At 70.3% G+C, this 20,299-nt stretch carries 20 protein-coding genes; 7 read left to right on the top strand and 13 right to left on the bottom strand.

The window, feature by feature from the left end:
• Window positions 1-105 precede the first annotated feature (105 nt).
• Window positions 106-585 carry a hypothetical protein gene (locus ACWDRB_RS47760; RefSeq protein ID WP_449905737.1) on the bottom strand — a complete coding sequence of 160 codons (480 nt, stop codon included), beginning with the start codon at window positions 583-585 and terminating at the stop codon, window positions 106-108.
• A gap of 155 nt (window positions 586-740) precedes the next feature.
• On the opposite strand from ACWDRB_RS47760, the gene ACWDRB_RS47755 reads away from it, so the two are divergent.
• Window positions 741-1,043, top strand: coding sequence for a hypothetical protein (locus ACWDRB_RS47755; RefSeq protein ID WP_449905735.1), 303 nt, complete (start codon window positions 741-743; stop codon window positions 1,041-1,043).
• Between the two features lie 219 nt (window positions 1,044-1,262).
• Window positions 1,263-3,512 (top strand): hypothetical protein, encoded by a 2,250-nt coding sequence (locus ACWDRB_RS47750; protein WP_449905733.1) that lies wholly within the window; start codon window positions 1,263-1,265, stop codon window positions 3,510-3,512.
• 54 nt (window positions 3,513-3,566) lie between these two features.
• On the opposite strand, the gene ACWDRB_RS47745 is transcribed toward ACWDRB_RS47750, so the two are convergent.
• The gene (locus ACWDRB_RS47745) at window positions 3,567-4,922 is read right to left on the bottom strand and encodes a hypothetical protein (protein WP_449905731.1); all 1,356 of its coding nucleotides are present in this window, start codon (window positions 4,920-4,922) and stop codon (window positions 3,567-3,569) included.
• A gap of 355 nt (window positions 4,923-5,277) precedes the next feature.
• On the opposite strand from ACWDRB_RS47745, the gene ACWDRB_RS47740 reads away from it, so the two are divergent.
• From ACWDRB_RS47740 to ACWDRB_RS47720, 5 genes are all read left to right on the top strand, one after another.
• Window positions 5,278-5,817, top strand: coding sequence for a hypothetical protein (locus tag ACWDRB_RS47740; RefSeq protein ID WP_449905729.1), 540 nt, complete (start codon window positions 5,278-5,280; stop codon window positions 5,815-5,817).
• A gap of 275 nt (window positions 5,818-6,092) precedes the next feature.
• Window positions 6,093-6,683, top strand: coding sequence for a hypothetical protein (locus ACWDRB_RS47735; protein WP_449905727.1), 591 nt, complete (start codon window positions 6,093-6,095; stop codon window positions 6,681-6,683).
• Between the two features lie 399 nt (window positions 6,684-7,082).
• The gene (locus ACWDRB_RS47730; protein ID WP_449905725.1) at window positions 7,083-7,550 is read left to right on the top strand and encodes a hypothetical protein; all 468 of its coding nucleotides are present in this window, start codon (window positions 7,083-7,085) and stop codon (window positions 7,548-7,550) included.
• A 123-nt stretch (window positions 7,551-7,673) separates the two neighbouring features.
• Entirely contained in the window at window positions 7,674-8,948 is a 1,275-nt protein-coding gene (locus ACWDRB_RS47725) for a DNA-directed RNA polymerase subunit alpha C-terminal domain-containing protein (protein ID WP_449905723.1), read from the top strand.
• A gap of 289 nt (window positions 8,949-9,237) precedes the next feature.
• Window positions 9,238-9,612: a hypothetical protein gene (locus ACWDRB_RS47720; RefSeq protein ID WP_449905721.1), complete on the top strand. Its 375-nt coding sequence runs from the start codon at window positions 9,238-9,240 to the stop codon at window positions 9,610-9,612.
• 669 nt (window positions 9,613-10,281) lie between these two features.
• Here the strand turns inward: ACWDRB_RS47720 and ACWDRB_RS47715 are convergent.
• From ACWDRB_RS47715 to ACWDRB_RS47665, 11 genes are all read right to left on the bottom strand, one after another.
• Entirely contained in the window at window positions 10,282-11,436 is a 1,155-nt protein-coding gene (locus tag ACWDRB_RS47715) for an alpha-hydroxy acid oxidase (RefSeq protein WP_449905719.1), read from the bottom strand.
• A gap of 91 nt (window positions 11,437-11,527) precedes the next feature.
• Entirely contained in the window at window positions 11,528-12,457 is a 930-nt protein-coding gene (locus tag ACWDRB_RS47710; protein ID WP_449905717.1) for a DMT family transporter, read from the bottom strand.
• Window positions 12,454-13,842: a hypothetical protein gene (locus tag ACWDRB_RS47705; RefSeq protein ID WP_449905715.1), complete on the bottom strand. Its 1,389-nt coding sequence runs from the start codon at window positions 13,840-13,842 to the stop codon at window positions 12,454-12,456. The genes ACWDRB_RS47710 and ACWDRB_RS47705 overlap by 4 nt, the downstream gene beginning before the upstream one ends.
• Window positions 13,843-13,932: 90 nt before the next feature.
• Complete coding sequence (hemB, locus tag ACWDRB_RS47700) at window positions 13,933-14,922, bottom strand: porphobilinogen synthase (protein ID WP_449905713.1); 990 nt, start codon at window positions 14,920-14,922, stop codon at window positions 13,933-13,935.
• Window positions 14,919-15,758 (bottom strand): aspartate/glutamate racemase family protein, encoded by an 840-nt coding sequence (locus tag ACWDRB_RS47695; protein ID WP_449905712.1) that lies wholly within the window; start codon window positions 15,756-15,758, stop codon window positions 14,919-14,921. Before ACWDRB_RS47695 ends, hemB begins: the two co-directional genes overlap by 4 nt.
• Window positions 15,759-15,770: 12 nt before the next feature.
• Window positions 15,771-16,970: an FAD-dependent oxidoreductase gene (locus ACWDRB_RS47690; protein WP_449905710.1), complete on the bottom strand. Its 1,200-nt coding sequence runs from the start codon at window positions 16,968-16,970 to the stop codon at window positions 15,771-15,773.
• Window positions 16,967-17,746 carry a maleate cis-trans isomerase family protein gene (locus tag ACWDRB_RS47685; RefSeq protein ID WP_449905708.1) on the bottom strand — a complete coding sequence of 260 codons (780 nt, stop codon included), beginning with the start codon at window positions 17,744-17,746 and terminating at the stop codon, window positions 16,967-16,969. The genes ACWDRB_RS47690 and ACWDRB_RS47685 overlap by 4 nt, the downstream gene beginning before the upstream one ends.
• The gene (locus ACWDRB_RS47680) at window positions 17,743-18,081 is read right to left on the bottom strand and encodes a hypothetical protein (protein WP_449905706.1); all 339 of its coding nucleotides are present in this window, start codon (window positions 18,079-18,081) and stop codon (window positions 17,743-17,745) included. The genes ACWDRB_RS47685 and ACWDRB_RS47680 overlap by 4 nt, the downstream gene beginning before the upstream one ends.
• Window positions 18,081-18,293, bottom strand: coding sequence for a hypothetical protein (locus ACWDRB_RS47675; protein WP_449905704.1), 213 nt, complete (start codon window positions 18,291-18,293; stop codon window positions 18,081-18,083). Before ACWDRB_RS47675 ends, ACWDRB_RS47680 begins: the two co-directional genes overlap by 1 nt.
• Window positions 18,294-18,333: 40 nt before the next feature.
• A complete protein-coding gene (locus tag ACWDRB_RS47670) occupies window positions 18,334-18,678 on the bottom strand; it encodes a hypothetical protein (RefSeq protein WP_449905702.1) in 345 nt (114 codons plus the stop codon).
• A partial coding sequence (locus ACWDRB_RS47665; protein ID WP_449905700.1) for an MFS transporter occupies window positions 18,675-20,299 on the bottom strand: 1,625 nt, incomplete at its 5' end. The genes ACWDRB_RS47670 and ACWDRB_RS47665, both read right to left, overlap by 4 nt.

Here is a 20,299-nt window from a genome sequence, read left to right as displayed (position 1 = left end):
GGGCTCGACATCCTCAGGCTACGGCGGTAGGGCTTACTCATGTCTAGGGTTAGGCGCTAAATCCCCGTGGGCACAGCCGTTTTCGGCACTGTAGCCAGCGACTAATCAGTCGTGGTTCTGGCCAGGGCCATAGTGCTTGTCGTACTGCTCGGCCACCTTTCGCGCACACCACCAGGCGACCGGCAACGCCCCGCCCCCAAGGTAGAGGCTGAGCTTGTCGGCCTGGTCCTCGTGCGCGGAGATGATCCCGAACAACGCGATGAAGACCACCATCAGCACCTGCGCGCGGATCAGCAGGAGCTTCTGCTGGTGGGTGAGGCCGCCGGGGTTGAAGACTTCGTCGCGGGTGATGTAGTGCTCGAACGCCTGGGGCCTGATGTCGTAGGCCGGCGCACCGCAGTACTGAGCCAACAAGCGGATTACGTCGTTGGGGATCTCCTCGAACGTCACCTGATCCAGGTCATACAGCGACACGAGCTCTTGGATGGCCTGGCGCATGTTCTCCTCGGAGAAGCTACCCGAGAGGGGACGGAGGTATCCGGCGAAGAACGCCTCCCAAACGGGGGACAGCTTGGCGGTAGTCATGCTTATGAGGCTATGAGCTCTCCCCGACAGATCAGCAGGCTCACATATACGCACGCACGGTGCCGACGCCGGGTAGATCAACTCTCGGCAACGATCGGCGACACGCCCAGCCACTTCAGTAACTCTGAATCAGAATCAAGGTAGTGTCTGCGGCCATGAGTGGACGTTTGAAATCGGGACCGGCTCCCAAGGGTGGCAAGCGTCATTCCATCCGTTTCCGGAACCTGGACGTGTACGAGAGCCTCAAGGAGTCGTGGCAGAAGCTGGGGTTCGAGGACCTCAGCGCCTACGTGGACTTCACGGTCAGCCTCGCCCACGGCAAGTGGGAACCGTACGGGTTCGAGAGCGCCGACGAGGCTGCGGACTACCTGCTCGCGCTGTCGCGCGGAGAGATGACTCCGCCGCCGCACCTTCGCGGTCAGCCGATGCTGCCACTCACCAACGCCGCCGCCGCCTAAAGCCACGCGGTCTACCAGGAGCCTGCCTAGACGAAGAGCAACCCAGACGCTGAGAACAGCGTCCTGAACAGCCACGAGGGCCTCTGCGCGTCCTACCGCCAAGCAGATCGCGCAAAGACCCTCGAAATAACCGCCGGCTCCGGCGGGGCTTTCGCGTGCCTGGAGCCGGACCAGTAGCTAGGAGCCAGAGTAATCGATGGGCCCCCGGCTCTGCCAGTCGTGCCCGAATCCGGCGTGTCGTATTCGGGTGAAACCGGCACGGCCGTCCCGTACAACGTCATACCCGCCCCGCACGGGGCAACCGAGTGGGAAGCGCTCCGCGCCGAGGCCGCCCAAGCGTGGGCTGCGCTCGCGCCGTTGATCGCGCAGGCCCCGCGCGTCCGCCACTCGGCGGACGGCGGGCTCAACTTTCCCGCCCGCTACGAGCGGCCGCTCACCACACGGCACCCGAACCGCCCCACCACCGTGCCCACGTTCGACCGGCGCACGGGAACGGGCTGCCTCCTGGTGCTCGACCACGACGTGAGCCGGGCCCACGCTCTCGGCGTCGCCAACCCGGCCGCCCGCGTCGCCGCCGAAGCCGCCGCCGCCATCGCCGCGGTCGAGCGGTGCGGCGGCCGCGCCATCCCCGACGTCTCCCCCTCCGATGGCCGCCACACCTACGTGCTGTTCGCCCGGCCGGTCCCGTGGACGGATCTGCACCGGGTGGCGTGCGCGCTCGCCGTCCGCTTCCCCACCATCGACGTCGCCCCCATGAACAACCCCGCCGGGCAGATCCGCATCCCCGGCTCCCCCCACAAGGTGAAGGACGGCCGCCCCACCGGGTTCATGCGGCTCACCATCCCCCTCGCTGAGGCCGTCGCCATCGCTGAACAGCCGTGCTCAATGCGCGTGTGGGAGCTGCTGCACGACGAGCTCGCCGTCGAACTGGGCGCCTACTCCCCCACCCCGGGCGGCCGGAGTACGGCCGAAACGGGCCGCCCGGTAGTGGCCGGCGGCGGCTGGATGGTGGAGGACGAGGACGGGATGCCGTGGCTCCCCCGCCCGCGCGGCCGCCGTGCTCCCCGGCCTGATCTCGGGCAGCGCGCCCGTACGGGCGACTGGTCCGGCTACGACTCCCGCTCGGAATGCCGCCTGGCCATCCTGAACAGCCTCGCCGCGGCGGGCTGGAGGTTCTGCCAGGTGGTCGAGGAGATGGAGCGTGGCATCTTCGGCGGCCTGGCCGTGCTGCTCGAAAAGAAGGCCGCCCGCGACCGTGAGCGCGCCCTGCGAGCCGACTGGCGCGAGGCCGTCACCAGCGTCGACGGGTACGCAACGGGAAGCCTTGATCGCAACTTCAACACTAGCCCGTCGAAATCCTCGCCCCCCCTCCCCTCTCCCCCGCTCTCCTCCGTCGACGGGGTGACCGTTCCGGATCCTGAGCAGGTTGTGCAGGGCGGTGAGCTTTACGACGTAGATTCGTACCCACCCCGTCCTGGGCAATCCCTCCTCAACCCGTGGCAGGAGATCCTGCTGTGGCTGAACGCGGTGTGGGTGGCGGAACGGGACAAAGACCGGCGGGCCGACTGGGGACGGGCCGGGCCGGCGATCCGGATGCTGCTGCGCGCCATGGCCGTCGCCGCCCGCCTGAACCAGGACACCATGCCAGCGTTCGGGACGAGGCAGCTCGCCCGCATGTCCGGGTACGACCACACGACCGTCGCAAAGCACCTCAAAAGGCTAAGGGAGGAGGCGCATCCGCTGATCGAACGCATCGTCGTCGGCCGCGGTAAGGAGGGAGACCGCTACCAGCTCGTCGTGCCCGACCTGTACCGGGCCGACGCGGTCGCCCGGATGTGGCGGGGCGGCCGAATCGAGACGACCCACCAGGCCCTCAACCTGGAAGGGGCGTGCGTCGCACTCACGTTCGAGGCGCTGTCGAGCGCCCCGACCAGCGCGGCCGACGTCGCCCGCCTGGCTCTGCTGTCCCGTACGTCGACCGTGGAGGCACTGCGCACGCTCGCCGCCCTCGGCCTGACCGAGCGAATCGCGGGCGGGTGGGTGCGGCGCGACCGGCCGCTGAAGGAGGTCGCCATCGAGACCGGCAGGGAGGACGAGTATCAGGCGACGTTGGCCGAGCACCGTGCCGAGCGCGAGGAATGGTGGGGTGTGATCGCCTCCTGGAGCCTCCCGGCGGCGACGGACGATGATCGTCCCCCGCGTACCGCCAAAATCCGTCCTGATCTTCCTCAGTCCCGCGCAGACGCCGATGCGGTGCCGTGGCCGACCGGCCCCACCGACGACATCGAGGGCCGCGCCGTCCCGCCCGACGAGCCGGGCCCGCCGGCGGACGATCCGCCCCCGAGCGAGATCGAGGCGATCGTGCTGCTCGAACAGATGCTCGGTGCCGTAGTGATCACCCCGGCCTGGCCGGAGCGACTGCCGCGCCGCCGGGCGCGGCAGTCCAGCACGGGCCCGCCTGACGGGTAGACCGAGGGCGCCCCCACTCGTTTGGGCCGGGTGACGCGATTCTTACCACCGGGCCTACTTGCTCTTGTCGAGCCCACGCTCGGCGGCGCGCAGCTGCTCGGCCTCGGCGCGGGTCTCCGTGAGCTGTCTGTCCCGTTCGGCCAACTTGGTGCGCTCCTCCTGCAGCGCGGCACGGGTGGCGCGAAGCTGCGTGGCCAGGTCCTCCCGGGCGGCGCGCTCGCGGCCGGCTTCCTGCTCGGCGGCGTCGGCGCGGCGCCCGTGCGCGTCGCTGGCGGTGGTGAGCGCTCGGATCTCGGCTTCGTGCGCCTTGAGCAGGGTCGTGCGTTCGCGCTCGGCCGTCTTCTCGACGCGTTCGAGCGCCCGCCGGGTGTCGGTCTCGCTCTGCTCGGCGCGGGCCTGAGCGAGCTGAGCGGCCTGGACGTCGCGGGCCGCCTCCTCGCGGGCGGTGCGCACCGTGTCGGCGGCCGCCGTCTTGGCCTGCTCGGTCTCGGCGCGGGCCGCCGCGGCGTCGGCTTGGGCCTGGCGTACGTCGTCGTCTGCGCGCTGCCGCACCTGAGCGGCTTCATCCTGGGCGCGGCGCACATCCTGCGCGGCCCCCTCTTCGGCGTTCCTGACGAGCTGGTTGGCGTGGGCGGCCTGCTGCTCGGCTTCCTCCCGGACGGTATGGATTTCGGCCTCGGCGGCCTTCCTGGCTGCGGCGATGTTCTCCAGGCTCCGCTGGCGGGCGTCTTCGATTTGCGCGGCCGAATGCTGTTGCGCCTGCTCGATCTCCTCGCGTGCGAGGCGCTGCGCCTCGGTCACCAGGGCTTCGGACTCCTGCCGGGCTCGCTCGGCCTCGGCGCGGGCGGCCTCGGTCTCCTGCTCGGCCTGCTCGGCGCGAACGGTGGCCTCCTCGGCCTGGCGTAGCGCGTCCTCGGCAACGGTGTCGGCCTCTTCCTGCTCGGCCGTGGCCGTTCGCGCACGCTGTTCGGCGGTGCGCTGGCGTTGCTCAGCCTGCTGGGCGCGGTTGTCGGCCTTGGCGACCTCCTCGCGCGTCTCGCTGCGGATGTTCTCGACCTCGATCTGCGCCGCTTCCGGGTCTCCAGCGAGCTGGAGTTCGGTCACGAGCCGTTGTAGATCGGTGCGCAGGGCCTCGATGCGTTCGACCGTCGTGCGCTGGATCTCGGCCGCTCGGGCTGTGCCCATGGTGACCGGCCTGCCGAGGTCTTCGGGCACCTGCTCGCCGGCCTGGCGGGCAGTTTGCCTGCGTCGCCGGAGCCTTTCCCGGTAGGCGGACTGCCGCGTGTGCTCCGGGTCCTCGCAGTATTCGGGAGGCCGTCCAGGCTGCTCCGGGTCCGCAGGCGCGGGCGGTGCTCCGCAGTCCGGATAGTTGCAGGTTTTCGCGTCGGCGACGGCGCCGGACTCGGTCATGCCGACCATCCTGGCCTGTTCGGACGCCTTTGTCAGCCGGTCGCCGGACGCCGCGCCGGGCTGTTTCGTAATTCGTAATTCTGTCATTGATGACGTTACGTAATGACGAAACGAAATTACGAAATCACGTGTCCGATTTCGGACGTTTCGGGATCTTTTGTGGTCTCCCCTGAAGTGGCCGGGTGGATTGCGCTTGCCTCCCAGGGGTGTGTGAGCAGTCTTCGCCGAACTCGTCGCGCGAACAGGTGGAGAAACAGATAAATAACCTATATGCTTTCATTTGCAAGCCGATGAGCTAGCGGTAGCTCATCGGCGCACACATCCACGTTGCCCCAGGGAAAGGAAGGGTCCCACTGTGACCATCACGGCCATCGCAGCGCCCGCGCCCGACGACCACGACCCGGAGGCCATCCACCTTCTGCCGCTTCCGGTGGGCGTGAAGCTGCCCGCGCTCGCCGACTACGCCGTGCCAGCCACCGTGCCCGGCACGGCCGCCAACAGCCACCTGGAAGCGCTCGCCCTCGCCGACCTCGCCATCCAGAAGGCCCTTGACGAAGGGTTTGACGGGACGCCCGAGGACGCCGAACGGCGCGAGTCCGCCCTACTGCGCTTCCACGCCGCGCTGGCGGCGGTCACCGCCGACCTCGGGCCGCTCAACCTCGCCGTTGACGCCCGCCAGGCCCGCCAGATCGCCCAGGCCGCCTACGACCTCGCCCAGAACCGCACCGCCCAGGTGATCGAACTCGACCCGGGCGTCATCTGGGACTTGCTCGACGCCGCCGGACACGACCACCACGGCGGGTGGACCCACGATTCGCGCTGGCCGGAAGTGGTGTGCGCCTGCGGCAACACCGTGTTCCGGATCACCGTACCGGCCTGCCCCGCCAACAGGTAGCCCCCAGATGAGACGCTGCGCTTCCGCCGTCGCGGGAGCGCAGCGTCTCCGGCCCAGCCCCAGACCGCTACCACCGGTTTCTCGTGCTGGATCGGCCCGGCATCACCGCCGCCATCGCCCGCGAGCTCGGCGTGTCCGGGCGGACGGCCGAGCGGCGGGCGAACGGCTGTGCGTGCCGTGCCTACAGGCCGAGAACCGGCACCGCCAAGACCTCTCTGCCAGACCAAGAATCGGCGCAACCGCGTCGCCTGACCCACTCCCCGATAGGAGACCTCATGTCCCTCTCTACCACCCCAGGCCGGATGGCCGTCGTGCTCACCATGACCGCCGCCGTCCTGGTCGCCTGCTCTGGCGACCCCGCCCCTGCCTGCGCGGCCGTGGCGTACGGTCCTCCCGGCTCCTCCTCCAGCAACAGCAGCAGCAGCAGCCGCTCCAGCACAAGCACGGGACTGGGCCGGACCAGCACGAGCACCGGGCAGACGCAGCCCCAGCGGCAGATTCCCGTCCAGCCGCCGCAGCAGACCCAGACGAGGCCGGTCCAGCCCCAGGGCAAGCCGACCACCGGGCAGGCCAGTCAACAGGCCCGGCCCGCACCGACAAGCACGACTCTCCCCAAGTACGTCCCCGCCCCGCCGAAGACGGTCACGCCCTACAGCCGCGACCCGTTCGGCAGCTACCCGACCCAGAAGAACCCGATCTGGCACGACGGCTACCGGCAGTACCCCGGCTACGTCGGCTGGTACCCCTTGTACGTCTACCCGATCGGCTACGCAGAGGAGTACGGCTGCACCATGACCGGCGTCGAGGGCGTCCCGGCCGCCGACGTCAACGCTGACGGCATCCCAGATGAGGCGACCGACTGGTGAGGTACGAGCCCGTCCCCGACGACGAACGCCCCGGCACCGGCCTGGTGTGCAACCTGTGCCGGACATCGGTGGAGTATGCGCCATGCCCCGATCATGTTCACCTCGGCGCGGACGCTGACTGGTTCGCGGCGACGGGCATGTGCGGTCGGTGTGGGCGCGGTGGCCGGCACTGTGACGGCGAGTGCGGCTGCCGCTGTGCGAACCTTCATCAGCCCGGCACGCACGCCCCCATCCGTTCGATGGACGGCCAGATCAGTCTTGACCTCGGAGAAGGCTTGGACCAATGGATGTTCCGATATCGGAAGTCTCCCCTTGCCGGTGCTGTATGACTCGGCGCGTGGACGGTGCCGGACCTATCCCTCGCCGTCCGCGCGCCCTCCAACCTGGGGAGGGAGACGCGTGATCGCCACCATGACGGCGGGCGAACCCCGCCCGTGGGTGCTCGAAATGCCCGCAGGCATGGAGTTGCTCAACTCCAACCACCGCTACCACTGGCGCAAGGAAAACAGGATCAAGAAGCCCCTGCGCGAGACGGCATGCTGGCTGGCCAGAGCAGCGAGGATTCCCGCCATGCAGCGCGCCAGAATGGTGGCGGTGTACGAGCCGCCCGACCGGCGGCGCCGTGACCCCGCCAACCTCTACCCATCGTGGAAGGCCGTGGTCGACGGTGTGGTTGATGCCGGGGTTCTTCCTGACGATGACTCCAAACACCTGGACGGGCCGTACATGGAGCTCAGTGAGACCGTCCACCCGAAGGGCAGGCTTGTCCTGTACGTGTACGAACTCACGGACGCCCCACCCGCGCCCTCAGATGGACGTCCGTTCAGGCTGATCAAGAAGCCGGTACGGGTCCGGTCGGGCGGCTGATCCGTTTCAGAGTTCCCAAGAATATAAACAACCCCTACAATCGGCGGTGTGTGCAGCGGAGCGCACGCCGCCCGCTCCTTGGAGCGGGAGGACGCAAGCCCCAGGAAACAGTAAGGACTTACCGTGAACACCACCCTGCCCAAGGAAGCCCAAGACACAGTCGCAGCGACGAAAGCCGCCCACGACACCCTCATGGACGCCCGCGATCAGTACGCCAAGGCCGTCCAGTCCCGGAACATCGGTGCCCTGGTGCTCATCATGACCCACGATCGGCCAGCCGCGACGATTGCCAAAGTCGCCGGGATTACCGTCTTCTCGCTGCTGGAGGAGACGGTCCCGGAGGCACCCGTCCCGGATACGCTGCCAGCGCTCGCCCTGGAGGATGCTGAGGCCAAGGTCACCGAAGCGGTCAAGATCCTCGCTGACTTCACCACCGCTGAAGAGGCGGCCCGCGAAAAGCGCGTCCGCGGAGTCCTGAAGCTCTCCCACACCGAGGTGAACGGCAAGCGCCTGACCAATGCGGCGATCGCCCGCCTGACCGGCATGTCGGCGCAACTGGTCGGCAAGGATCTGAAGAACGCGGAGAAGCTCGGGTACCGGGTCGACGACCCCGAGCCCGCGGGGCCGGCTGGCGTGCCAGTGGCCGTGATGGCGGAACGCCTCGGCGTCACCGTGAAGCGGATCATGGACCGGGTCGGCACCGCGCGCAGGAACGGTATCCCTGTTGAGGGCACGACGCTGGCCACCAACGGCCGTGTGCTTCTGTACGACAGGGACGTGTTCCCGGCCTGGTGGTACCGGAACCGGTTCCACTGGGTGACGCTGGCCGAGTTCGCCGACAGCCGCGACGTCCCGTTCGGCGAGCTGTACCGGCGGGTGCGCACCGCCCGCAAGAACGGCGTGGAGTGGGAGACCACCAGCGAGTACGGAGGCGTCACTCTCAACGACCCCGAAGCGCTCGCGGCGTGGTGGGAGCCGGTGGCCAAGCGCGAGGAGTGGCTGGCCCGTGGTTACGACGACCAGGGGCGGCGAACCGTCTCCGAACTGGCGCGCCTGCTGGGTATGCAGGAAGACCAGGTGGAATGGAAGATCCGGGCCGCGCGGGCGCAAGATGACATGCCGCCTCATGTGGTGGACGAGCGCGGGGTCCGCTGGTTCGAGCCACTGCCGGTCGTCGCCAAGGTGCGCGACCTCGACGCCAGCGTGCTCGACCAGAGCCCGGCCGCGCTGGGCCTGACCGCGCGGACGGTCGACGCCCTGCAGGAGGCCGGCATCGACACAGTGACCGAGTTGCTGAGGCGCCAGCCCGAGCACCTGGTCAAGCTGCCTGGTCTTGGCAAGCCATCGGTGACGTCGATTGTGCGGAAGGTGGACGAGGCTGGTTGGCTGTTCGTGTAGCTGCTGCTCGGCGTTCTGGAAGCCCCGGCTGGACCTTAGTCCGCCGGGGCTTCACCATGCCGGGCCGGGATCACCGGTCCGCGGGCGTGCGCCCGCTCCCCCGTGTGCCACCCGAGACGAGCTCGACCAAGTTGAGCACTGGAAGGTGCACGAAGTTGTCCGCGCCCGGGGCGGCACCGAGAGCAGGGGCACCATGGCGCTGAATTGGGCTTTGAACGCGTGGCGGCAGACGGATCCTTGCCGTGGAGTAGAGGCGCACGGTTTAGAGCGTGTGTTCGATACTGGAAGTGTGAAAGCTGACGAGTTGTTGCGTGTCGACCTGGCCAACTGGCCGCACGACCGCGGCGCAGGCGGATGGGTCGTCCCGCACGATGCTGAGCGGATCGGATGGTGGGTGGTCACGCGTGTGCACGCCCGCTATGTGGCGCCCCGCCGTACGGTGCGCCGGTATGAGCCGCTCGTCCGTCAGGAGGTCGATGTCGTGGTGCAGCCGTTCCCGTTGCGCGCCTACCTGGTCGACCTGGATGCAGACTGGCTGCCGGAGTGGGAACTGGAGCCGATGGAGCACGTGCTGTTGCATCAACGGCCGCCGGGGTCCTGGTGGTATCTGCGCCACGTGAGAGAGGACGAGTTGGTGGAGATGGAGAAGTTTCGGCAGCCATGACGGATGTGCCCTGCGTCCCCGCCCCCGCCCCCCGCCAACATCCCGCACGGCTACGTTTCCGAGGATCGAAAAGAAGCCCGGCGTCTCCTGGAGTACGCCCAGCGCCTGCCGGACTTTGCCGACCCGTGTGGTAGAAGACCTACCCGGCGACCTATCCCGTGGCCTACCCGACCTAAACCAGGGCCCGGCAGCGTGGTGGGACATGAGGAGCGGACAGCGACGCGACGCGCGCGCCACGTGCCTGGCACTGGCCGGGATAGCACCGCCGGCCACGGCTTGGCTCGGCCTTCACCCTGCAGCCGCCTTCGGCCTGTCGCTCATCCAGGCGCTGCTGGCCGTTACGATCGTCGGCATCGCCTTGTTCGGCTCACATGAGCGAAGCGAGCGAGCGTTCCGTCTGCTCAGATGGGTTGCAGGCCAGCCAGAGCCACGGCGTCCGCCCTCTCGCCAGCCTGGTGGATCGGCCTTGGTTCAGCGTGACAACCATTGAGGCTGGCCCGTCACGCGCGTCTGCTCGCAGAACTCACGCACCCCTGCATGAGCACGGTCACCGTGCGAGAGCCGAGCTCCTGGGTGCAGGCGTTCAGCCCTCACGATCTGCTTCACGCGAACCGGACCATGGGCCAGCCGCTGGCACCGCCTGGGCGCAATTCGGCAGCACTACCATCCCTACCCCGCATCGGTCGCCACGGTCATCTGCGTCGGCGAGGCGGCAGCGGTGCCCGGCACCGTGATCACGGGCATGGCGGGCGAGGACGCGATGAGCGAGGCGTCCACATCCTTGATCTGCCCCCAGCCGGTTTGCATCATGGCGTCGACGAGTTCCTCACTCATCAGCGACAGCAGACTACGGACGCCGTCCTCGCCGGACACGGCCAGACCGTAGAGGACGGGCCGTCCGATGAAGACAGCCTGGGCACCGAGCGCACAGGCGATGAGCACGTCCATGCCGTTGCGGATCCCACCATCCATCATCACGGGTACGCTGCCGGCGACAGCCACCACCTCAGGGAGGACGTCCAGGGTGGAGCGGCCCCGGTCGAATTGGCGGCCGCCGTGGTTGGAGACCCAGATAGCCTGTGCCCCGGCGTCGATGGCAAGGCAGGCGTCGGTGGCGTTCATGATGCCCTTGGCGACCACGGGCAGGGGGGTTCGCTGAATCAAGTCGGCGACGTCATCCCACGTCACGGACGGGTCCATGGCGTTGCGGCTGTACTCCTCGACGGTGAAGGCCTCGAGGTCGGCGCCGAGCGAGAGCGCCAGGTTACCCGCGTGGACATCGGATGGTGCCCGGAAGCCAGCGTGCAGAGCAGGGTGGCGTTGACCGAGTTGCGGCGAGTCGAGGGTGACCACGATGGCGCTGGCGCCGCACTGGCGAGCCCGGTCCATGAGGGAGTAGGTGACGTTGCGGTCCTTGAAGAGGTACACCTGCGCCCAGAGCGGGATGGGGTCGTGGGCCTGGTGACGTTCGGCGGCGATCTCCTCGATGGGGTAGTGGGCGAACGCCGAGACCACCATGGGCACCCCGCAGCTCTGGGCGGCGCGCACGGTCGCCAGCTCCCCCTCCGGATCGGCCAGGGTGTGCAGTGCCGTCGGCGCGATCCCGAGCGGCGTCGGCCAGGGCCGCCCGAACACGGTCACAGCCGTCTGCGGCGAGACGGCATCGACCAGGGTGCGGCCGTTGACGATGGTGTCGGCGAAGACCTGCTGGTTGCGCCCGAGCGTGAGGCCGCGTCCTGTGCGGCCTTCGATGAAATCCCAGATGTCGGGTTTGAGGAGGTCGCTCGCTGCGGCCTGGTAGGCGTCGATGCTGTGGAAGTTCATGCGAGTCCTCGTGGTTCTGTCGGTGACAAGTGACAGCGCGCTCCGCTCCGGAAGGTGATCGAGCCCGTGCGGACGACCGCTGAAGCAGCAGTTATCGGCGGACCGTCAGCGTCGCAACTCCCGCCACGGTGATGGCCGCCCCCCACAGGTGATGGCTGGTGAGCGTGTCGCCCAGCCACAGCACACCGATGGCAGCACCGATCACCGGAATCAGATTCAAGATCACCCCCGCTTCGGCGATCGGCATCCGGCGGATGACGTGGTTGTAGAGCACGCAGGGCAGGGCCAACAGCAGCCCGCCAACGGCCGCCGCCGCCCACGCCGACGGGGCGGCATCCGCCAGGTCGGCCGCCAGCGTCCTCGGGCTGGCCAGGGCGTGACCGAGGGCGAGCGCGGCCACGCACGCCAGGCCCGCGGTGAACTGCCAGGCCGTGGCACTGAGGGCGGCGCTGAGGGTGTCACGGGCGCAGGTGCGGGCCAGCCCGGCAGCGGCGGTGGAGTAGATCGCCGAGGCTGTGGTCGCGGCCAGCACCAGCAGCACGCCCAGGGAGATGTGAAGCGGACTGGGCATGCCCGACAGCAGCCACAGGCCCGGAATGCAGACCAGCAGGCCCGCCCATCCGGCCCGGCCGAGCCGCTCCCCCAGCACCAGCACGCCCAGCGCCGCCACCAGCGCGCTTTCGCCGGACAGCAGCAGGGAACTCTCGGCCGCCGGCAGGATTGTCAACGCCCCCGCGAAGAAGACGCAGTTGGCGCCGGGTTCCAGCACGCCCAGCAGCGCGACCCGCCCCAGCGCGGGCACCGGCCGGTAGCCGCGCAGCGCGGTCACCAGCCAGAGCAGCGCCGCGGCGACCACGACCTCAGTCAGCAGCACCACCGTGAGCGGCAACTGGGCGAGGGCCACCGCGGTGACGGGGGTGTAGGCCGCCCACCCCACGGCTACCAGCACCAGCAATCCCGTCCCCGCCGACAGGCCCCGTCGGAGGGGACGGGAGTACGTTGCGGGTGCCGCCTCGATCATCCAGGCACCAGCGCCGCCTGTTGAGCGGCGGCGGGGTAGAGGCTGGCGGCCACCTCGACAAGATCGACGGGCAGCCCGTCGGTGTCGACGGCCCACCGGCCGGGGTCGTGGGAGTGGAGATTGAGCCGTACACCGGCGGGGTCGTTCACCCACATCCGTTCCAGCGGGAACATGCCCGCCTGATACATGCGGGCGTTCGGGGTGCGGGCCTGGATCGCTTCGGCCATGTCGCGGGCCCGCCGAAAGATCTTGACCTCGGCGGGGTTTTCCACCTGCACGGCCAGGCGCGGCGCGTGCTCGGTGCCGAGCGCGGCCCGCATTTGGGTCGCGAGGTTGGAGAGGTTGGCCAGGTCCACCGGGGTGGCTGGTGGGGCGATCTTCACCAGCTGGCCCAACAGCCGATCCTCGCCTGCGGCCAGTTCGGCCAGTTTGGCGGTCTTGGGAATCTGGCCGCGGTTCAGGGCGTGGCGGAGATAGGTGAGCATCGTCTCCAGTTCCGGGGCGGTGCTGATGCGTACCGGCCGAGAGGTCGGCGCGGCGGCCAGAGCGCTCTGCCAGCGTGTGGCGCTTCGCGCCGTGACCTGCTCGTGCCGCCCGGCTGACTCCTCGCACCACTGCAGCAGCAGCTCCGGCGGTACCTCGCCGTCGTGGGTGGCCTTGAGCAGGAGCAGGGCGGTGGCCGCCTTGGGCACCGCCAGGTGTACGGTGACGTCGACTTCGGCAGGGATGCGTGCGGCGAGGGCGGCTCCCGCGCTGGCCAGGCGCAGACATGTCTCTTCCTCGGGCAGGGTCAGCGCGTCTTCCACGAGCAGCGCCACGGCGCGTTCCCCGAGCCCGCCGTGGCGCAGGTCGATGATGGGGACACGTCGGCGGCTTTCGGTGCGTATCTGTGCCGCCCGGCTGCTGAACAAGCACAGGCCCGAAATGATCGAAACTTCGGCCAGGTCGCGCACGCTGGCCGTGGGCGGGTAGCCCGCGGTGAACAGGTGATGCCTGCTGCCGTCTGCTGCGAGCCCGCTGGAGGCGGTGATCCCCTGGTGTCCCGGCCGGGTGTCATGCTGGCACACCACATCGGCCGAGCACGGCAGCGACTCCTCGGTCAGGTAGTCGGCGAGCCGCTGCAGGCGGCGCACCGCGCGTCCGGCCGGCCGGGTCAGCCAGGCGGGCCCGGCCGTCGCCTCCGGTAGATGCCACCAGCCGTCGGCCAGCTCGCGTGGCGGCCCTGCGGGCAACGGGATGCCGGTGATGGAGGGAGGGAAGATCGGGTCGAGGTCGAGGAGGTAGAACTGGTCATTCGCGGTGCCCGCGTTGCTGCGGCCCAGGCCCAAGGCCGGGGCGGGGGCGGGGGCCGGGATGGGGGTTCGGGCGGCGGCTAGAGATGACACGAACGGGGTCCTTCGAATGTGATCAGGGGAGGCGGCCGGCGCGGACAGTCAGCGCGGACATATCCGGCGTGGACAAGCGGTGGGGTGGTGTCACGCGCGCAGCCAACCGGCTACTTCGGTGGCCCAGTAGGTGACGACGAAGTCCGCGCCCGCGCCGCAGATTCGGGTGAGCGTCTCGTGGATGGTGGGTTGGCGCTTGACCCAGCCGTGCATCGCGGCGGCCTCGACCATCGCGTACTCGCCGGAGGTCTGGTAGGCGGCGACCGGCACGTCCACGGCATCGCGCACCTGGCGGATGATGTCGAGGTAGGGCAGGGCGGGCTTGATCATGACGGCGTCGGCGCCTTCGGCGATGTCTAGGCGGACCTCGCGGAGCGCCTCCCGGGCAGAGCCCGCCGGGTCCTGCTGGTGTGTGGCCCGGTTGCCGCCGTTCAGGGAGGACTCGACGGCTTCGCGGAACGGGCCGTAGAAGTTGGAGGCGTACTTGGCGGAGTAGGCCAGGATCGACACCTGCTGCCAGCCCGCGTCATCCAGCGCGGAGCGGATGGCCGCGACCTGGCCGTCCATCATCCCGCTGGGCGCCACCATGTGCGCGCCCGCCTCGGCCTGCGCGAGCGCCACCGAGGCGTAGCGCTCCAGGGTGAGATCGTTGGCGACATCTCCGTCGTCGGCGAGAACGCCGACCTCGCCGTTGTCGGTGGCCTCGCTGAGGTTGACGTCACCGATCACCACGAGGTCCTCCCCCACCTCGGAGACGACGTCCCGCAGCGCCACCTGCGTGATCCCGTCCGGGGCATCGGCGGCCGACCCGCGTGCGTCCTTGACCGCGGGCACGCCGAACAGCATGATCCCGCCCACGCCCGCCTCGGCTGCCTCGAGAGCGGCCTTGCGTAGCGAGTCACGCGTGTGCTGCCACACGCCGACCATCGAGCCGATCGGTCGCGGCTCGGAGATGCCCTCCCTGACGAACATCGGCAGGATCAGGTTGACCGGGTGCACCCGGGTCTCGGCCACCATCTCGCGCAGGGCACTGGTGCGGCGCAGCCGACGAGGCCGGACCAGGGGCGGGGGCGTCGTCATCGGCGTGCTCCGATCGCATGGTGCAGCGTCTGATCGACGCGCCGGATGAGGTCGCGCGGGGCGCGCGTGTGCCAGTACCCGGTGGTGGGGCGGGCGATGATGCCTGCGGCGCGCATCCGGCAGAGCTGTACGGCGGTGTGGATGGCCGCGCTGCCGGGGTCGACGACGGGCAGGCCGCTCAGTTCCTGGACGCCCAGGTGCGACAAGATCACATTGATGTTGCCTTCGGCGGGTACCAGCCACTGAGCGCCAGCCTCGGCCGCTGCTTCGGCGGCGGCGGTGTACGCCTTGACGAGTTGGTCGAAATCTTCCTCGGCCAGGGCGTGCTCGACGAGCTCGGGGCCGTTGTCGATCACCTGATAGTCGGCCAGGTCGGCGCCCGCCACGGCGATGTTGGCGGTGATCAGCTCCCGCAGGCCCGGGTGGAACCCCAAGACGCCCAGGCGGATGCCTTTCGCGAGGCGCCAGGTCGTCTCGCCGTACCCGACCACCGGGATGGAGGTCTGCGCGCGGGCCGCGACCAGGCCGGGATCTTGGCCTGCGCCGCTGATCCAGGCGTCAAAGCCTGCCTCCTCGGCCCAGAGCGCGGTCTGGGCGAAGTAGTGGCCGAACCGCAGCCCAACCTCGCCGTAGCCGACCAGGTGCTCGGGCAGGATGCCGTCGTAGGTGCCGGGCGGCAGGCCGTGGAATTCGACGGTGATCTTTTCGGTGGTGGCCAAGGCGGTGATGGCCTTGGCGGCGTGCTCGGCATACAGCGTGTCCAGCAGGGCCGAGTGGTCCGGGACGCGGTGCTCCTGGTCGGGGACGACGATGTGCTTTTGGTGCCAGATGCGCATGAACGGTGTGCCTTACCGGGTCAGAAGTGGAGAGGGGAGGGTGGTGTCGAGCAGCGAAGCTTCGGCCAGCCAGCCGCGCGTGGCGGCCGGGTCGGCCGCGATGGCGTGCACGTGGGTCATGGCCGCCTCACGCCGGTGCCGGTCGACGTTGTGGGCGTCGGCCAGGTCTTGGACTCCGGCCACGCGGGCCTCGCTGCGGGGAATCACCTTGTCGAGGATGATTTTGCGGCGGCGGGTGGCCCAGCCTTCGAGCGCCGCGGTGCTGGCCCCCTCGCCCAGCACCGCGGCGAGCACTCGGCCGACCTCGACGGCGTCGAGGATGCCGGCGTTCATGTTGAGCCCGCCGGCGGTGGAGGTCAGGTGAGCGGCGTCCCCGGCGAACAGCACCCGGCCGCGCCGGAAGCTGGGCAGGACGGCGCGGGCGAGGCGGTAGGTGTGCGTGTCCAGGATGCGCGGGCCCCGGCCGGTTGGTGGTAGCGCCCGGCGGGCGAGCGCGGTCACCGTGTTGCGGGAGGGGACCGTGTCGGAGATGGGCAGACGGATGACGATCCGCCAGTGATCCGGCAGTTGGAGCAGGCTGCAGGAGATGTCCCGATCGCGGACGTAGGTCAGCGGGGCAAGGTCGGGCAGGTAGTCGGTGAGCGGCGTGCCGGTCATGATGCGCAGCGCCTGGGTGGGGTACGGCACGGCCGGGAAGGGCAGCCCCAGCAGGGTGCGGACCGTGCTGCGCGCGCCGTCGGCAGCGACCACATAGCGGGCCGATGCCCAGGTCCCGCCAGCGCGGACCCGCACCCCCGGCCCGGCATCGGAGACCGCGTCCACGGCAGTGCCGAAGTGGAGGCTCGCGTGCGGGTGACGCGCGAGTTGCCGGGCCAACAGTCCGGTCAGCGTGCTCTGCTCGGCGTGCAGCCGGAACGGATGCCCGGTCAGGCCCTTCAGGAGGGTCATGTCCACGGCGGCCAGCACCTCGCCGCGGCGGGTCCGCCACTGCACCTGGTGGACCGCAGTGCCCTTGGCGATCAGCGGCTGCGCGACGCCGAGGTCGGCGAGCAGGTCCAGGACCGCCGGGTGGAAGGTGCAGGCGCGTGAGTGGCTGGTCAGCGCGTGCGCCCGCTCATACACCGCGACCGGCACGCCGGCGTTGGCCAGGGTGAGGGCCGCGGCCAGTCCGACCGGCCCGGCGCCGACCACGATGACCTCAGGGCCGCTCATGCGGGTAGTCCTTGCCCGGCCAGGCGCTGCAGCGGCCAGGGCAGGCTCTTGCGGGGAATCGGGCCGGTGCGCTCGCTGCTGCGCCGCAGCGCCCACCAGGCGCTGCACAGGTTCGAGGTGAGCAGGATGCGGTCATTGCCCTCGCCGAGCGGCTTGAGCACGTTGAGCGTGGCCATGCCGGTGCCGGTGCACAGCACGACGGCATCGGACGGCAGGTGGGCCTGCTCAATCTGGCGGAGCAGATCGGCGCCGCTGACCTCGTAGGGGGCGAAGCGGCCGTCGGCGGTCTGGATGGTGACGACCCGCACGCTCATGCCTGCCCGCCGCCAGTACGTGCGGGCGCGCTTGGTCAGCCATTCCGCATACGGGCTGACGAGCACGAGATCGCGGGCGCCGAGCAGGTGCAGCATCTCGGCGGTGGCGAGCGTGGCGGTGGCCACCGGCATGCCGAAATCGGCGCTCCACTGCTGGCAGATGTCCCGATCCCGGTCGGGGCCGAGAAGGTAGCGCGATCCGCTGCAGGCCATCACGACGGCGTCGCACGAGCGTCCGGCGAGCGAGGTGAGGATCGCAGGGACGGCCTCGTTGTAGGACGCCAGCCGCTCCTCCAAGGGGCGTTCCAGCGCAGGGAAGCGGGTGACGTGCACGGTGGCGGCCACTTCGAGCAGCTGCGCGAGCTCCTGCCCGGCGGTGACGTTGACGGGCGGCACGAGGGCCTCGACCCGGCCACGGGCCGGGTACTGGTCCAGCGGGAACAGGGGCAGGGTGTCCGTCATCGGCCGGCCTCCGCCACATCGAGGGCACACACCTGGGCGAGCGCGTGCGCGTACCAGGCGCCGGTGGGCGAGGCGGCCTCGTGCAGGACGCGTTCGCAGGCCGGGCCGAACAGGGTGTGGGCCGCGCGGTGCGCGGCTGCGGTGACCTCTTCCCGCGTGTGAGGATCGAGGTCGACACGGCTGTTCAGCCGGGCCATCTCGACCGCGATCACGTCGGCGAACCTGTCGCGGAGCGCGGCGACCACTTGGGCCGCCTCCGCGGGGGCGGCTGGTGCTGGGGGCACGGTGATAGTGGGCGCGGTGTTGGTGGGCGCGGTGATGGTGGTCATGGTCATCAGCAGCCCGTCCACGACGCGTGGGCGATGGCGTCCTGCCGCGCGGCATGGGCGGCCTGGGCGGCCGTCATGGGCTGGGCCCGGCTGATCGTCATGTGGAACTGGCCGGGGCCGAGGTGAAGGAGGTCGCCGGCGGCCTCGGTCAGGGCGTTGAGGAAGCGGTCGAGCTGGTCGTCGGTGGGTTCGGCGGATATCTCGGCGGTGATGCGCACGGTGATGCTCCTGGGGGCTGCCGAAAGCGGGTGGCAGAAGTCAGCTGGCTGGTGCCAGCACCTGATCGATCAGGGCGATGGCGTCGGTGGCGATGTCGTGCACCTGCCGCAGCCGGTGCACGGTCGAGACGGTGCTGGCCGACACCGGTGGAATGCTCGCGGTCGGCGTCTCGTCGGGGTGGTGTTGAGGCGGCACCAGCTGCTGGAAGGTGCTGAGGTCGGCGGCGTACGGGCGGCGGCGGGGGCCATGGCGGGGGCCGTGGTCGGCATGGTCGGCATGGTCGGCATGGTCGGCATGGTCGGCGTGGGCGTTCTGTAGCTCGCTGGGCGAGGCGGCAGCGTCGTCGCGTGTCGGGTGGCGCATCGCGGGTCCCTTCCGGGTCATAGGTGGCTCCAGGCGTCGCGGTTTCGGGGGTGGGCGCGGGCGTGGTCGACGGAGCGGAGGTGGGCCAGTTCGGTGTCGGCTTGCTGGCGGACGTTGACGAAGGCGACGCGCAACTCGGCCACCAGGCGGCGGAGCCTGGCCACCTCGTCGAGTGCGGAACGGTCAAGCGCGGAGCGGTCGAGGTCGGTCACGCTCGGGGCAGGGCGGGTGCGGCGGATCAGCTGGATCAGCGCGCCCAGCGCGATCAGCGCGGCAAGGGCGAGACAGCCGATGAGCACGGAGGCGTATCCGGAGGCGGGGCCGGGCAGGATCGGGTGCTCCAGCAGCGTGGTGGAGGCGGCCACGCCCACCGTGCCGCCCAGCATGCGGGCGGTGGTGACGGCGCCGGCCGCCGCGCCCCACTCATCGGCCTGGACGCTACTGGTGGCCAGGGTGGCGCTCGCCGCCGACAGCCCGCCGAAGGAGACACCGAGCAGCAGCGCGGCCACCATCGTCCAGACCGTGAGGTGCGCATCGGCCAGCAGGATCGTGCAGGCGGCACCGGCCGCAAGAGCGCCAGCGTGCAGGACCGTGTTCGGCCCCCACCGGCGCCCGACCCGGGCCGCCAGCGGGCTGGTCACGATCAACGCCAGCGAGATGGGGATCATCCAGGCGCCGGTTTGGCGGGCCGGGATGCCGAGGTGCTGCAGGTAGAGAGGGCCGATCGCCAACACGGTGTAGCAGGCCGCGCCGTACAGGGCCGAGGCCAGCCCGCCCCAGGCGACGGCGGGGCGGCGCCACAGCCTCAGGTCGATCGCGGCCGCCGGGTGACGCCGCGAGGTGGCCAGCGCTCCGGCCAGCAGCGCGGCGGCGGCCGCGCAGCATCCCAAGGTCTGGGGCGAGGTCCACCCCCAGGCGGTGCCGCGAGAAAGGCCCAGGACCGCCGCCGCCAGCGCGCCTGCCAGCAGCATCGCTCCCACCACGTCCGGCATGCGCCGCCCGGCCGCGCGGGAGGAGGGCAGCGCCGGCATCGCCATCAGCAACACGATCGACAGGACCGCGCTGGGCAGGAACAATCCGCGCCAGCCGAAACTGGACAGCAGCCCTCCCCCAACCGTCTGCACCAGCACGATCCCCACGCCGGAGGAGGCGCTCCACCACGCCAGCGCGCCGGGGCGTCGTTCGGCGGGCAGCTTGCTCAGCAGCAGGGCGAGCGAGGAGGGAAACATCATGGCCGCCCCCACGCCCTGCACCAGCCGGGCGGCCAGCAGGATGGGCCAGGTCGGCGCGCAGATCGCGGCGGCCGCGCCGATCCCGAAGATCGCCACGCCGATGGCAAGCACACCGCGCCTGCCCAGCGCGTCCGCCAGGCGGCCGGCGGCGGCCAGCAGGGCGGCCAGGGCGGCGGTGGAGGTGGTGCTGACCCAGCTCAGCTCGGCCAGGTCGACGCCTTGGCTGATCGGGGCAGTGCGGAGGGCGACGAGGGCCAGCATGGTCGCGGCGCTGTCGGCCATGAGCGCCACCATCACCCCGCAGGCCACGAGGCGCAGCAAGCCGGCGTGGGCGTGGGCTCGATGCCGCGCGGGCGCGCTTCTGCGGCGCCCCGGCGCCCGGGCGGGTGCGACGGCGCGGCCCACGGCGG

It is taken from the genome of Nonomuraea sp. NPDC003707, assembly GCF_053587055.1.
Note: the sequence above shows the minus strand (reverse complement) of the source record. Positions and strands in the feature narration are given on the sequence as shown.

Bases quoted from the DNA above. Each gene is read 5' to 3' on its own strand.
- ACWDRB_RS47760 (WP_449905737.1), bottom strand. From the start codon at position 585: ATGACTACCGCCAAGCTGTCCCCCGTTTGGGAGGCGTTCTTCGCCGGA.
- ACWDRB_RS47755 (WP_449905735.1), top strand. From the start codon at position 741: ATGAGTGGACGTTTGAAATCGGGACCGGCTCCCAAGGGTGGCAAGCGT.
- ACWDRB_RS47745 (WP_449905731.1), bottom strand. From the start codon at position 4,922: ATGACCGAGTCCGGCGCCGTCGCCGACGCGAAAACCTGCAACTATCCG.
- ACWDRB_RS47735 (WP_449905727.1), top strand. From the start codon at position 6,093: ATGTCCCTCTCTACCACCCCAGGCCGGATGGCCGTCGTGCTCACCATG.
- ACWDRB_RS47715 (WP_449905719.1), bottom strand. From the start codon at position 11,436: ATGAACTTCCACAGCATCGACGCCTACCAGGCCGCAGCGAGCGACCTC.
- ACWDRB_RS47710 (WP_449905717.1), bottom strand. From the start codon at position 12,457: ATGATCGAGGCGGCACCCGCAACGTACTCCCGTCCCCTCCGACGGGGC.
- hemB (WP_449905713.1), bottom strand. From the start codon at position 14,922: ATGACGACGCCCCCGCCCCTGGTCCGGCCTCGTCGGCTGCGCCGCACC.
- ACWDRB_RS47695 (WP_449905712.1), bottom strand. From the start codon at position 15,758: ATGCGCATCTGGCACCAAAAGCACATCGTCGTCCCCGACCAGGAGCAC.
- ACWDRB_RS47690 (WP_449905710.1), bottom strand. From the start codon at position 16,970: ATGAGCGGCCCTGAGGTCATCGTGGTCGGCGCCGGGCCGGTCGGACTG.
- ACWDRB_RS47685 (WP_449905708.1), bottom strand. From the start codon at position 17,746: ATGACGGACACCCTGCCCCTGTTCCCGCTGGACCAGTACCCGGCCCGT.
- ACWDRB_RS47680 (WP_449905706.1), bottom strand. From the start codon at position 18,081: ATGACCATGACCACCATCACCGCGCCCACCAACACCGCGCCCACTATC.
- ACWDRB_RS47670 (WP_449905702.1), bottom strand. From the start codon at position 18,678: ATGACCCGGAAGGGACCCGCGATGCGCCACCCGACACGCGACGACGCT.